The organism is Allobosea sp. TWI1241 (assembly GCF_039673065.1).
Taxonomy (GTDB): Bacteria; Pseudomonadota; Alphaproteobacteria; order Rhizobiales; family Beijerinckiaceae; genus Allobosea.
Window position 1 is genome coordinate 192088 of the sequence record NZ_JBDJKW010000002.1, and the last position, 13772, is coordinate 205859.

The following is a 13772-nucleotide window of genomic DNA, read 5'->3' on the forward strand; positions in this document are numbered from 1 at the left end:
TCTCGCGGTGTCGCTCACAGGGGCAGGCCGCGCTGGCGAGACGGAGTGCGGCATGGCGGGAACGGTGACGGCGGGGCGCGGCCCGGCGATGTGGGGCATGCGGCTCGCCATGCGGGCGCTGCGCTCGCTTTCCGGCGTCGGGCTGATGCTCGGCACGCTGTTCTTCGCCGCCTCCCTGACGCCGAGCCTGGTGCCGCGCACCTATCTGACCCAAGGCGTGCTCGCCGGGGCGAGCTTCGCCGCCGGCTATGGCCTCGGCGTCGGCTGGCGCTGGCTCTGGCATTATCTCGAACTGCCGGCGCCGCAGGAGTTCTGGCGCCGGCGGGTCAACGCCGTGATGGCGGTGATCTGCCTCGGCGTGGCGCTGGTCTTCCTGCTGCGCGCAGCCGACGGCCAGAACTCGATCCGCGCCGTGATGGGCATGGCGCCGGTCGAGAGCGCCCATCCGGTGAAGCTCTGCCTGACCGCGCTGGCGACCTTCGCGGTGCTGCTGGCGCTGGGGCGGCTGTTCGCGCTGGCCGCACGGGCGATCGCGGCGCGGGCGCACCGGCTGGTGCCGCGGCGCGTCGCCAATGTCGTCGGCCTCGGCCTGGCGACGCTGTTGTTCTGGTCGCTCGCCAACGGCGTCCTGATCCGGGCGGCCTTCCCGCTGCTCGATTCCTCCTTCCAGCGCTATGACGCGCTGCTGGAACCGGAGCGGCCGCGGCCCGACGATCCGCTGCAATCGGGTGGGCCGGACTCGCTGGTCTCCTGGCGGGAACTCGGGCGGGCGGGGCGCGAATTCGTGGCCTCGCGCGCGACGGCGGCCGAGATATCCGCGCTGAGCGCGCGCCCGGCCAAGCAGCCGATTCGGCTCTATGTCGGCCTGCGCGCGGCGGAGGATACCGAGGGACGGGCCAGGATCGCGCTCGAGGAGATGAAGCGGGCGGGCGCCTTCGACCGCAAGGCGCTTGTGGTCATCACCCCGACCGGCACCGGCTGGGTCGATCCCTCGGCGATGAACGCGGCCGAGTTCCTGCTCGACGGCGACGTCGCCAGCATCGGGCTGCAATATTCCTATCTGTCGAGCCCGCTCTCGCTGCTGGCGCATCCCGAATACGGGGCCGATGCGGCGCGCGCGCTGTTCAACGCCGTCTATGCCCACTGGACGACCCTGCCGCGCGAGCAGAGGCCGAAGCTCTACCTGCACGGGCTCAGCCTCGGGGCGCTCAACTCGCAGAGCTCGGTCGAGATGCTGGAGATGATCGGCGACCCGATCGACGGTGCGCTGTGGAGCGGACCGCCCTTCGGCAGCCGGCTGTGGCGCTCGCTGACCAATGGCCGCAATCCCGGCTCGCCGGCCTGGCGTCCGGAATACCGCGACGGACGCTTCGTGCGCTTCATGAACCAGCACGGCACGAGCGTGCCGGCCGATGCGCCCTGGGGCGCGCTGCGGCTGGTCTATCTGCAATATGCCAGCGATGCGGTGACCTTCTTCGACTATCGCGACTTCTATCGCCGCCCGGCCTGGCTCGACGCGCCGCGCGGGCCGGACGTCTCGCCGCGGCTGCGCTGGTATCCGGTGGTGACGGCTCTGCAGATCGCGCTCGACATGGCGGTCGCGACCACGCCGCCCATGGGCTACGGGCACGTCTACGCGCCCGAGCACTATGTCGATGCCTGGCTGGCGGTGACCGGGGTCGAGGGCTGGAGCGCGGAGGCGGTCCAGCGGCTGAAGCACCAGCTCGCCGAGCAGGCCCGCCGCGCCGGGGAGGGCGCGGGGGACGAGGCGAGCTACAGTAACCGCGGCGGCTGAGCTGCCGGGTCAGGCGGCGCAGGCAGCGGCCGGGCCGCCGCCGGCCAGCGCCCGCTCCCGCGGCATGGCGAGCACATGGCTGCCGGTGGTGTCGGGCGCGAAGGTCACGGCGAAGGCGGCCGCGTCGAGCAGCTTGGCGAGGTCGATCCCGGTCGAGACGCCCATGCGCTCGAACATGTAGACGAGGTCCTCGCTGGCGATGTTGCCGGTAGCGCCCGGCGCGAAGGGGCAGCCGCCGAGGCCGCCCGCCGCGCCGTCGAAGGAGCGGATGCCGGCCTGATAGGCCGCGAGCACGTTGGCGATGCCGAAGCCGGCGGTGTCGTGGCCGTGGAAAGACCAGCGCGTCTGCGGGAAGGCCGAGAGGCAGCGCTGGGCCAGCCGACCGACATGGTCGGGCAGCGCCATGCCGGTGGTGTCGGCCAGCGTCAGTTCGATGTCGTCGCGGATCGCGGCGATGCGCGCGATTGTCGCCATCACCGCCTCCTCGTCCATCGTGCCGACGAAGGGGCAGTGGAAGCTGGTGGCGAGCCCGATGCGCACGGTGAGGCGCCGCTCGGGATCGACTTCCGCCAGCGTCGCGGCAAGATCGTCGATCGAGGCTGCGGTCGGCCGGCGCACATTGCTCATATTGTGCGCGTCCGACATCGAGATCACGAAGATCAGCTCGTCGATACCCGCTTCGATGGCGCGGCGCGCGCCCTTGCCGTTGGGCACCAGCGCGACCTTGTGCAGCCCGGGCAGCTGCCCCATGCCGGCCACGACCTCGTCCATGTCCGCCATTTGCGGGATCGCCTTGGGGCTGACGAAGGAGCCGATCTCCATCCGGGTGACGCCGGCATCGACCAGCTTGTGAATCAGCTGGATCTTGGCGGCGGTGGGGACGAAGGACGCGATGTTCTGCAACCCGTCGCGCGGGGCGACCTCGACGATCTCGACCTTGCTCATGGCATCATCCTCCCTTGGCGACGCGATTTGGCGGCGTCGCGTTGCGGGAAGGCTTAAGGCCCGCGGGCGGCCGGGACCATTATCGATTGGGAAGCGCTCCCTTCGCGGGTCGAAAAGGTAGGGCGACGGGAGAGGGCCCGCGCAGGTGGTTGAGCAGCAGCCTGGCCGAGGCGGTGAGCTTGGGCTCGTCGCGCGTGCAGATCATCAGCCGCCGCAGCGCCCAGGGCTCGGAGAAGGGCACGCTGGTGACGTGCGGATTGGAGCAGTAGATGCGGGCGATGCCGGCGGGGACGATCGTCAGCCCGAAGCCGCATTCCACCATCTGCACCGCGGCGGTGAAGGTGACGACCTCGATCCGGTTGGAGAGGGCGATCCCGGCCCCGGCCGCCGAATCGGCGACGAGCACCTGCAGGGACGAGCCCGTCTCCAGGCTGATGAAGTCGTAGCCTTCGATGTCCTGCAGGGTGAGGCTGTCGCGCCCGGCGAGGGCGTGCGTGACCGGCAGCAGCGCGACGAGGGCGTCGCTCTTGTATTCGAAGATCTGCAGCCCTTCCGGCATATGGGTCGGCTCCGCGAAGATGCCGATATCGCCCAGGCCGTCATACATGGACTGGATGACGTTCGGCGTCGTCTCCTCGCGCAGCACCACGCGGATGCGCGGGTAGAGATCCCGGAAGGCGGCGAGCTCGCGCGGCAGGTGCTGGACGACGGCGGACTGGTGGGCGTGCAGCCGGGCCTGGCCCTCCTCGCCGCTGTTGAAGCCGCTGAGTTCCGCCGCCATGCGGTTCACGTCGTCGAAGAGCCCGGCCGTGTGCCGGGCCAGCACCTCGCCGGCGGGCGTCGCGGTCATGCCGCGGGCGTGGCGGTAGAACAGCGGCGTGCCGATCTCGAATTCGAGATCCTGGATGCGCTTGCTGATCGCCGAGGGCGCGATGTGCTCGCGCTCGGCCGCCTTGGTCATGTTCCCCTGCCGATACACCGCCAGGAACATGCGCAGCGTCGTCAGATCCGGCCGGAAATTCATGCTCTTCGCCACTGGTTGGCCGTGTGTTCACCGAACGCGAACGCACGCATTCCGATTCACGACTATTCGCACGCCCGACTTTGCATAGTGTCACCGGCCAACGTCGGACGAAGCACGACGATCGATCACAATGCGGCGGCCGGAGCAAGCCGCCTGGGCAGGTTACGTCTACCGGGAGGTTTCATGTTCTCCGTCGCAAGCAGCGCGCTCACCTTCGTGGGCGAGGGGCTTTCGCGCCCCGAATGCATCATGGCCACCCGGTCCGGCGACCTGTTCATGCCGGACAAGCGTGGCGGCATCGCGGTGGTGCGCGCCGACGGCCGCACCGAGCTGATCAAGGCCAAGAACGCGCCGAACGGCTTCATGCCGAACGGGTTCGCGCTGATGCCGGATCGCAGCTTCCTGATCGCCGATCTCGGCCCCGAGGGCGGCGTCTGGCACATGGCGCCCGACGGCACGATGACGCCGAAGCTGATGGAGATCGACGGCAAGCATCTCGAGCCGACCAATTTCGTCGGCATCGATGCCAAGGGGCGGGTCTGGGTCAGCGTCTCGACCCGGATGGTCCCCCGTGAGCTCTCGATGCAGAAGGGCCACGCCGACGGCTACATCATCCTGATCGACGAGAAGGGCGCGCGCATCGTCGCCGACGGCCTCGGCTTCACCAACGAGGCCATCGTCGATCCCAGCGGCCAGTGGCTCTACGTCAACGAGACCATCGCGCGCCGCACCAGCCGCTTCGCCATCGCCGAGGACGGCTCGCTCGGCAAGCGCGAGACCTTCGCGGAATACGGCGCGGCGAGCTTCCCGGACGGCTTCGCCTTCGACGAGGAGGGCGCGATCTGGACGGTGACCGTGGTCTCGAACCGCGTCATTCGCACCACGCAGGACGGCAAGCAGGAGCTGATCTTCGAGGACGCCGACGCCGATGCGGTCGCCGCAGCCGAGGCCGCCTTCCAGAACGGTACCTACAACCGCGCCCATCTCGACGCCGGCGGCAAGCGGCCTTCCGGCAACCTCTCCGGCCTTGCCTTCGCCGGGCCCGATCTCAAGACAGTCTATCTCGGCTCGCTGTTCGCGCCGCACCTGGCGTCGTTCCGCTCGCCGATCGCCGGCGCGCCGCCGGTTCACTGGACCTTCTGATCACAGGCGAACGCAGCCGCACGACCATCAACGACGAGCGGGCCGCACAGGCGCCCGCCACCCCAGGGAGAGAAACGACATGGACTACCGGATCGACCGGCGCAGCCTGATGGGCGGTGCGCTGCTGGGCGGGGCAGCAATCGGCATGCCGAGCATCGCGCGGGCCCAGACCAAGACGCTGAAGATCGCCACGATCGCGCTGGTCAACAGCCCCTGGCACAAGGCGCTGATGCGCTTCAAAGAGGTCGTCGATACCGAGAGCAACGGCCGCTACACTGTCAACGTGTATACGGACGGGCAGCTCGGCGACATCTCGCAGCTGCTCTCGGCGATGCAGCTCGGCACGGTCGAGTTCTCCTATTTCGGCCTGTCCTCGATCTCGTTCGTGCGCGGCGGCGAGGCCTTCAACGTCCTCTACGTGCCGTATCTCTTCAAGAACGGCGAATGGGGCGAGAAAATCCTCAACACCGACCCCGAGATCCAGGAGATGTTCGGCAAGGTCGCCTCGTCGGCCGGCGTGCGCGTCTTCGGCGCCTGGGGGCAGCGCTCCTCGCGCGCCATCCAGAGCACCAAGGGCCCGATTATGAAGCCCGAGGACGTGAAGGGCATGCGCCTGCGCATTCCGTCCATCCCGATGCTGCGCGCCATGTTCGACCGCCTCGGCGTGCAGTCGACGCCGCTCGGCATGCTGGAAATCTACAGCGCCCTGTCGCGCGGCACGGTCGACGGCCAGGACAACGGCTTCGATCTGGCGATCCCGCCGCGCTTCCACGAGGCGGCGAAGTTCTGGTCGGCCACCGACCACGTCAACGAGCTGGTCGGCTTCTTCGTCTCCGAGCGCTTCTGGAAGGGCCTGAACGAGACCGACCGCGAGCTGTTCCGCAAGGCCTCCAAGGCCGCCGGCGCGGTGACCACCGACCTGACCAAGAAGCTCGACAACGAGGCGCTCGAGATCCTCAAGGCCGCCAACTGCACCTATGTCGTTCCCGACCGCGACGCCTTCCGCAAGGCGGTCGCCGGTGTCGAGGATGAGTTCGAGGGCAAGATGTGGCCGAAGGGCCTCGTCGCCCGCCTGCGCAAGCTGCAGGAGGCCTGATGCCCGCGCGCGAGGTCGATGAGCGGCGGGAGGATCCGTCCTCCCGCCCGGGCGGGGTGCGCCTTCTGAGCGTGCCCGTGCACTATCTGGAGGCGCTGACCCGGCTGCTGGTGATCCTGGCCCTGGCGGTCGTGCTGCTCTTCACCGTGGGCCAGGTCGCTGACCGCTACGTGTTCAAGAGCCAGTTCGACGCGCACGACCAGATCGCGCGCATCGGCATGGTCTGGATGGCCTTCCTCGGCTTCGCGCTCGGCGTCCGCAGTCGCACGAACATCCGCATCGAGGTGATCCAGCACTTCCTGCCCGATGGCGTGAAGCGCGTCGCCGGCGTGGTGCTCGACATGATCATGCTCGCGGTCACCGGCTTCCTGGTCTTCAACGGCTGGCAGTTGCTCGAGGTCGGCTCCTTCCAGGCGATCATGGGCACGCCCTTCTACTACGACGTGATGTACGGCGCGCTTCTCTGCGGCCTTGTCCTTCTCATGATCTTTCTCGTGCTCCGCATCGCGGACACGCTCTTCGGCGGACGCCTCGGCGTCGATGCGGTGACCGGCCATGATGATCATCGCTAGTACGCTCATTTTCTTCGGCCTGTTGGTCGCGGGGCTCGATGTCGGCTTCGCGATGATCCTGGCCGCGACGATCGGCATGCTGCTGCATGGCGGCATCGATCCGGTGATGGCGCCGCTGACGGTCGTCTCCGGCGTGGACAGCGCCGCGCTGATCACCGTGCCGCTCTTCGTGCTGGCCGGCGAGATCATGAACCGCGGCGGCGTCACCCGCCGCCTCATCGAATGGTCCACCGCCATGGTCGGCCATCTGCGCGGCAGCCTCTCGCAGGTCGCGCTGATGACCAACCTGATCATGGCCGGCATTTCGGGCTCCGCCGTCGCCGATGCGACCGCGACCGGCTCGATCATGATCCCGGCCATGAAGAAGGAGGGTTACAAGCCCGGCTACGCCGCCGCCGTGATCGCGGCCGGCGCGATGCTCGGGCCGATCCTGCCGCCGTCGATCCCGCTGATCATCTACGCGATCATGGCCAATCTCTCGATCGGCAAGCTGTTCCTCGCCGGCGTCGTGCCGGGGCTGATGCTCTTCGTCGGATACATGGTCATCTGCTCGTGGGTCGCGCGGCGCGAAGGCTATGCCGCCAAGCCGCCCGCGACCTGGCGGGAGCGGGCGAGCGCGACGCGCGGCTCGATCTGGGCGCTGCTCGTTCCGGTGCTGATCATCGTCGGCATCCGCTCGGGCGTGATCACCGAGACCGAGGCCGCGGGCGTGATCTGCGTCTATGCGCTGATCGTCGGCATCGTGATCTATCGCGACCTGCAGCTGCGCAGCCTTGGTGAGGTGTTCTTCTCGGCGGGCCGGACCTCGGCAGTGATCCTGTTCCTGCTGGCGGCGGCGGGGCCGTTCTCCTGGCTGCTCAACGAGTCGCACATCGCCACCCAGATCTCGCAGGCGATCCTCTCGCTGTCGGACAATCCGCTGGTGATCCTGCTGATCGTGAACCTGATGCTGTTTATCGTCGGCATGATCCTGGAGCCCCTGCCGGCGCTGGTGATGTTCGTTCCGACGTTGCTGCCGATCCAGGCCCAGCTCGGGATCGACCCGATCCAGTTCGCGATGATCGTGGTGCTCAACCTGATGATCGGGATGCTGCATCCGCCGATCGGGCTGCTGATCTTCGTGACCGGTGCGGTGGGACGCGTCCCGCTCTGGCCGATCGCGGTGCAGCTGCTGCCCTTCCTCGGCTGGTCCGTGACGGTGCTTGTGCTGATCTCGCTGTTCCCGGGCATCGCGACCTGGTTGCCGAACGCTTCCTTCTGATTTCTGACGAGACTGAAATGCCCTTAACCGGACTCCGCATCGTCGATCTCACCCGGGTGATCTCCGGGCCCTTCTGCACGATGCTGCTCGCGGACCTCGGAGCCGACGTCATCAAGGTCGAGCCTCCGGGCGAGGGCGATCCCCTGCGCGGCCAGGGCAGCGGCAGGGACGGGCTGAGCTGGTATTACGCCTCGTTCAACCGCAACAAGCGCTCAGTCGTCCTCGACCTGAAGACGCCGGAGGGCAAGCAGGGGCTCGAGGCGCTGCTGGCGACGGCCGATGCGGTGGTCGACAATTTCCGGCCGGGCGTGATGGCCCGGCTGGGCTTCGGCGACGAGCGCCTGCAGGATCTCCGGCCCGGCATCGTCAGCTGCTCGATCTCGGGCTTCGGCGCGGACGGTCCCTATCGCGACCGCCCGGCCTTCGACTTCATCGCCCAGGCGATGAGCGGCTTCATGAGCGTCAATGGCGGCCGGGACGACCCGCCGCTGCGCAGCGGCCTGCCGATCAGCGACCTGGTCTGCGGCATGTACGGGGCGCTCGGCCTGTGCGCGGCGCTGCTGGGGCGCGAGCGCAACGGCAATGCCGAGCGCGTCGACGTCAACCTGACCAGCTCGATGGTGAGCCTGCTCGCCTATGTCGCCTCGCATTACTTCGCGACCGGCACCGTGCTGCCGAAGACCGGCAACGACCATCCGATCGCGGCGCCCTATGGGCTCTTCCGCACCCGTGACGGGCAGATTGCGATCGCGCCGAGTGACAACACCTTCTTCGGGCGGCTGATGGATGCGCTCGAACTGCCGGAGGTGAAGGCGGATCCCGATTTCGCCGATAATTTCGGCCGGGTAAAACACCGCGACCGTCTGCAGGTGCTCGTCGAGGGCAAGCTGGCCCTGGCGGATTCCGCCGAGTGGATCGAGCGGCTCAACGCGGCCGGCGTGCCCTGCGGGCCGGTCTACGACCTGCACGGCGTCTTCTCGGATCCGCAGATCCAGTCGCAGAACATGGCGATCGACGTGCCGACGCCGGCGAACGGCACGGTGCGCATGCTCGGCTTCCCGATCAAGCTGACGCAGCGGCCCTGCCATGTCCGCCGCCCGCCGCCGGCGCTGGGCGAGCATACCGAGGAACTGCTCGCCGAGGCTGCGGCCGCCAAGCGCCGCGCCTGATCGCAGGCCGGCCGCCGCCGATGTGAGCTGTCCGCAAGGGACGGTTGCGTCGGCGGGCTGCGTTCCGGCGCGGCTTTCGCATCGGGCGGGCCGGCGGCGATGGTTGCCCTGCCGGCCTTGGGCGGGGCAGGCTGGTCGCGCGCCGGTCCCTGCTCAGACGAAGGCTCGCCATGCCCTGCGATATCGACCGTTTCCTCGAAGACCTCGACACGCTGCGGCGCATCGGCGCCTACAAGACCGGTGTCCACCGGCCGACCTATTCGCCGCAGGACATGGAATCGCGGCACTGGCTGGCGGCGCGCCTCGCCGAGGCCGGGCTGGAGCCGACGATCGACGGCATCGGCAACGTCTTCGGTCGCCACAAGGGCGAGGGCCCGCATGTGCTCGCCGGCAGCCATCTCGAGACGCAGAACCATGCCGGCTGGCTCGACGGCGCGCTCGGCGTCGTCTCGGCGCTGGCGCTGGCCCGCGCCGGACTGCCGGTCGATGTCTGCGCCTATGCCGACGAGGAATCGCATTTCGGTGGTGGCTTCCTCGGCAGCCGCTCGCTGGTCGGCGCCCTGTCGGACGCCAATATCGACGCCGCGACGAACCGCTATGACGGCACGCCGCTGCGCACCGCCCTGGCGCAGGCCGGGCTCGCCGGCAGGCCGCGCCTCGCTCTGGAGCAGGATCGTTATCTCGGCGCTTTCGAGATGCATATCGAGCAGGGCACGCAGCTCGAGCGGGCGGGGAAGCGCATCGGCGTGGTCTCCGGTATCGTCGGCGTCCGGCAATGGCTGATCAGCTTCGAGGGCAAGCAGGACCATACCGGCGGCACCACGATGGAGGAGCGGCGCGATGCCGGCCTCGCCGCCGTGCGCTTCCTGGCCGCGCTCGACGAGGCCTTCCCGCGCATCCGCGGCGAGCGCAGCACCTGGACGACCGGGCGCATCGCGCTCGATCCCAACGCGCCGCACGTCATTCCCGGCCGCGCCGAGGTGACCTTCCAGTTCCGCGACATCTCGGATGCGGTGCTCGACCGCATGGAGGACTGCCTGCGCGCGCTGGTGCTGGAGGCGAACCGGCGCGACCGCTGCCCGGCGACGCTATCGCCGATCGCGCGCATCGAGCCGGCGCTGTGCGAGGAGCGCTTCCAGCAGGCCTTCGCCTCGGCGGCCGAGGAGATCGCGCCCGGCTGCGCCCAGGCGATGCCGAGCGGGGCGATCCACGACAGCCAGCTCATCGCCCGCAAGCTGCCGATGGCGATGCTGTTCGTGCCGTCCAAGGACGGCGTCAGCCATCACTGGACCGAAGATACCGACCGGGACGACCTGGCGCTCGGCATGAAGGTGCTGTTCGAGGGCGTGCGGCGCATCCTCGCCTGAGCGGCGTGAGCTAAAACCGGCAGCGGCGCGACCTGCGCGCCGTTGCCCGCATTCGGCTCAGTTGCGCCGCAGATAGGCGAGGACGCTGTCCAGGGGCTCGACGTCGCCGAACTTGGCGTCGATGTCGAACAGGTTCCAGGCGAGGGCGCCGTCGATCCGGTCGCCGACCGCCTCGCGCACCACGATCGGGCGGAAGCCCTCGGCGATGGCGTCCTCGCAGGAATGGCGCACGCAGGCCGAGGCGGTGACGCCGGTCAGCACCACGGTGTCGACCGCCATGCCCTTCAGCATGCTCGACAGGTTGGTGCCGTGGAAGGCGCTGGCCCGCTTCTTGACGATGACGAACTCGCCCTCACGCGGCGCGAGCTCGGCGTCGATCTCGACCTCCCAGCTGCCGGCCTTCATCGCCTCGATCGGCACCTTGCGCGACCATAGCCCCATATCGCTGTTGGGCCCTTCGGTGACGTCGTAGGCGGTGGTGGTGAATACCACCGGGAGGTTGCGCGCGCGGAAGGCGTCGAGCAGGCGGCGATTGGCCGGGACGACGCTGTCCATGCCGGTGCAGGAGAACGGGCTGCCCGGCCGCGTCCAGCCATTGGCCATGTCGATGACCACCAGAGCCGCCTTGCTGCCGTAGCCGACGCGCCGCTCGAAGCCGCGCGCGTCGTAGAAGGCCGCGTTGCGGGCGAACAGCGCCTGCAGGGTTTCGCTCATGACATCCGGCATCGGTCAGTCCTCGCTGGCTGGGTTCAGGCGATGTGCGCGTAGCGCGGCGTCTCGTGGTCGATGACGGGCGCCATCGCCTGCGCCATGGCGAGCAGCCGCGCATCGGCCTGGCGCGGCGCCACGACCTGCACGCCGACCGGCAGGCCCTTCGGCCCGGTGGTGCAGGGAATGGCGAGGCAGGGCACGTGCAGCAGCGTCCACATCGCGTTGAAGACGTGGTCGCCGGTGCTGTAATGGCTCTCCGGCGCCTCGCCGCAGGAGGCGGGGGTCAGTACCACGTCGAAATCGGCATAGAGCGCCTCGAAGGCCTTGCGAGCGGTCGCGGCGAGGTCGTAGGCGGCGAGCAGCCGTTCGGGGGTGATGCCGAGCGCGTTGTCGACCCGCTCGTGAAAATCGCCATGCAGGCGGTCGCCGAATTCCAGCGCCACGTCGAGGAAAGAAGCGCGGCCCTCCGCCATCATGATGGTGTTCTGGGCCTCGAACATGCCGTCGAACAGCGGGGGCAGCACGAGTTCGGTGACGCTGGCGCCGGCCTGTGCCAGCCGCGCGCAGGCGGCTTCGAGCGCCGCCTCGCCGGCGGGCTCGATCTTCGACCAGAACGGCGTGCGACACCAGGCGACGCGCAGCGAGGCGATGTCGGGCGACGCGATCTCGCCGGCCTCGTGCAGGCGGAAGGCTTTCGCGACCAGCGTCAGGTCGTCGACCGAGCGGCCGTACCAGCCGATCGTGTCGAGCGAGTTGGCGTATTGCTTGGCCCCCTCGCGGCTGACCGAGCTCCATGTCGGCTTCAGCCCATAGATGCCGTTGAAGGAGGCCGGGCGGATATGCGAGCCGCCGGTCTGCGTGCCGAAGGCGAGCTGCACCTGCCGGTCGCCCACCGCGGCGCCGGAGCCGGAGGAGGAGCCGCCCGGCGTGTGCGCGGCATTCTGCGGATGGCGCGTCGCGGCGCGCCGGCCGGCGGCGGCGAATTCCAGCGTGTCGGTCTTGCCGAGGATGACGGCGCCGGAAGAACGGGCGACGGCGACGCAGGCCGCGTCCCGCGCCGGGCGGTAGTCCTGGAACACCGGCGAGTTGTGGGTGGTGGGCATGTCGCAGGTGTCGATCATGTCCTTCACGCCGAGCGGCAGGCCGTGCAGCGGGCCCATCGGCGCGCGCTTGTCGAGCTCGCGGGCGATGGCGATGGCGCGCGGCTTGTCGAGATAGAGCCAGGCCTTCACCGTGGCGTCGCGCGCTTCGATGCGCTCCAGGCAGGAACGGGTCAGCGCCTCGCAGGTCAGGGCGCCGTCGCGGATCTTCGCGGCGGCCTCGGCCGCGGTCATGAAGCAGGGTTCCATGGCGATGCCTTTCAAGCGGCGCGGAGGATGGCGGCGCGTTCCTCGGCGCCGGTGTCGATGACCGTCTGCAGGGTGCGGGCGACCGAGAGCAGCCTCGCGTCCGACAGGCGCGGCCCGACCAGCTGGATGCCGACCGGCAGGCGCTGTTCGCCCAGCACGGCAGGAATGGCGACGCAGGGCGTATGCAGCAGCGTCCACAGGCCGTTGAAGATCCAGTCTCCCACCGTGTGCAGGCCCTTCGGCGCCTCGCCGGTCGAGGCCGGGGCCAGAACGGCGTCGTAGCCGGAAGCGATCGCGTCGAACTCCTTGCGGCAGGCGTCGGCGAGGTCGTAGGCGGCGACGAGCTTCTCGGGCGTCACGCCGCGCCCGCCTTCGACGGTCAGGCGAAGTTCGGGGTGCAAGGTACTGCGATGGCGCAGGTATTCATCATAGAGAGCGACACCGCCATCGCCAAACATGATCATGGTGTGGGCTTCGGAGAGGTCGGCGAAATGCGCCGGCAGCACGATCTCCTCGATGATCGCGCCCGCCCGTCGCAGCCGCTCGACGGAAGCCGCCATGGCGGCCTTGGCGCCGGCTTCGGCCTTGGCCCAGAACGGCGTCTCGCAATAGCCGATCCTCAGCCCGGCGGCGGCCGGGGCGGTGAGGGTCTCGATGGCGGGGAGGCGGAAGGCCTGCGCGCCGAGGATCAGGTCGTCGACCGAGCGGCCATACCAGCCGACCGTGTCGAGGATCGCCGAGATCATGTGCACGCCCTCGCGGCTGACCGTGCCCCAGGACGGCTTGATCGCGTAGATGCCGTTGAAGGAGGCCGGCCGGATATGCGAGCCGGCAGTCTGCGTGCCGAAGGCGCACTGGACCTGGAAGTCGCCCACCGCCGCGCCGGAGCCGGAGGAGGAGCCGCCCGGGGTGTGGGCGAGGTTGTAGGGATTGCGGCTCGCCGCCTTGCGGGAGTTGTAGGCGAATTCGACGGTATCGGTCTTGCCGAGGATGATCGCGCCGCTATGGCGCACGATCGAGACGCAGGCGGCGTCCCGGGTCGGGCGGTGGCCTTGCCAGTCCGGCGAGTTGTAGGTCGTCGGCATGTCGGCGGTGTCCATGATGTCCTTGACGCCGAAGGGGATGCCGTGGAGCGGGCCGGTGGGCGGGCGCTTGTCGCGTTCCCGCGCCTGCCGGATGGCGAGTTCCGGGTCGACATGCAGCCAGGCGCGCACCGCCGGGTCGCGCGCCGCGATCCGCTCCAGGCAGGAGCGGATCAGCGTCTCGCTGGTCAGCGTGCCGGCGCGGATCGCCGCCGCGGCCTCGGCCGCGGTGAGAAAGCAGGGTTCGGTCTTGCTCAT

General features: G+C 69.2%; 12 protein-coding genes. 7 read left to right on the top strand and 5 right to left on the bottom strand.

All coding sequences use genetic code 11. The annotated features are described in order from the left end of the window. Positions 1-88 precede the first annotated feature (88 nt). A complete protein-coding gene (locus tag ABE438_RS03895; RefSeq protein WP_346501465.1) occupies positions 89-1795 on the top strand; it encodes an alpha/beta hydrolase in 1707 nt (568 codons plus the stop codon). Between the two features lie 9 nt (positions 1796-1804). Here the strand turns inward: ABE438_RS03895 and ABE438_RS03900 are convergent, their stop codons facing one another. Together ABE438_RS03900 and ABE438_RS03905 are read right to left on the bottom strand one after the other, a co-directional pair. Beyond that, positions 1805-2740, bottom strand: a complete 936-nt coding sequence (locus ABE438_RS03900; RefSeq protein ID WP_346501221.1) for a hydroxymethylglutaryl-CoA lyase — start codon at positions 2738-2740, stop codon at positions 1805-1807. Between the two features lie 79 nt (positions 2741-2819). Continuing rightward, entirely contained in the window at positions 2820-3764 is a 945-nt protein-coding gene (locus ABE438_RS03905) for a LysR family transcriptional regulator (protein ID WP_346501222.1), read from the bottom strand. Between the two features lie 183 nt (positions 3765-3947). On the opposite strand from ABE438_RS03905, the gene ABE438_RS03910 reads away from it, so the two are divergent. The 6 genes from ABE438_RS03910 to ABE438_RS03935 all read left to right on the top strand — a co-directional run bounded on the left by ABE438_RS03910 (position 3948) and on the right by ABE438_RS03935 (position 10372). Continuing rightward, on the top strand, positions 3948-4907 hold the full coding sequence (locus ABE438_RS03910; RefSeq protein WP_346501223.1) for an SMP-30/gluconolactonase/LRE family protein: 960 nt from the start codon (positions 3948-3950) through the stop codon (positions 4905-4907). 79 nt (positions 4908-4986) lie between these two features. After that, complete coding sequence (locus ABE438_RS03915) at positions 4987-6003, top strand: TRAP transporter substrate-binding protein (protein WP_346501224.1); 1017 nt, start codon at positions 4987-4989, stop codon at positions 6001-6003. After that, positions 6003-6575: a TRAP transporter small permease gene (locus tag ABE438_RS03920; protein ID WP_346501225.1), complete on the top strand. Its 573-nt coding sequence runs from the start codon at positions 6003-6005 to the stop codon at positions 6573-6575. Before ABE438_RS03915 ends, ABE438_RS03920 begins: the two co-directional genes overlap by 1 nt. Beyond that, complete coding sequence (locus ABE438_RS03925) at positions 6559-7836, top strand: TRAP transporter large permease (protein ID WP_346501226.1); 1278 nt, start codon at positions 6559-6561, stop codon at positions 7834-7836. Before ABE438_RS03920 ends, ABE438_RS03925 begins: the two co-directional genes overlap by 17 nt. Positions 7837-7853: 17 nt before the next feature. Then, entirely contained in the window at positions 7854-9005 is a 1152-nt protein-coding gene (locus ABE438_RS03930) for a CaiB/BaiF CoA transferase family protein (protein WP_346501227.1), read from the top strand. Positions 9006-9175: 170 nt separating this feature from the next. Continuing rightward, positions 9176-10372: a Zn-dependent hydrolase gene (locus ABE438_RS03935; protein WP_346501228.1), complete on the top strand. Its 1197-nt coding sequence runs from the start codon at positions 9176-9178 to the stop codon at positions 10370-10372. A 57-nt stretch (positions 10373-10429) separates the two neighbouring features. Here ABE438_RS03935 and ABE438_RS03940 read toward each other — a convergent pair whose 3' ends face one another. The 3 genes from ABE438_RS03940 to ABE438_RS03950 are packed head-to-tail and all read right to left on the bottom strand — an operon-like array spanning position 10430 to position 13772. Beyond that, positions 10430-11086: an isochorismatase family protein gene (locus ABE438_RS03940; protein ID WP_346501229.1), complete on the bottom strand. Its 657-nt coding sequence runs from the start codon at positions 11084-11086 to the stop codon at positions 10430-10432. A 35-nt stretch (positions 11087-11121) separates the two neighbouring features. Beyond that, the gene (locus ABE438_RS03945) at positions 11122-12417 is read right to left on the bottom strand and encodes an amidase (protein WP_346501230.1); all 1296 of its coding nucleotides are present in this window, start codon (positions 12415-12417) and stop codon (positions 11122-11124) included. 26 nt (positions 12418-12443) lie between these two features. Continuing rightward, a complete protein-coding gene (locus ABE438_RS03950; RefSeq protein WP_346501231.1) occupies positions 12444-13772 on the bottom strand; it encodes an amidase in 1329 nt (442 codons plus the stop codon).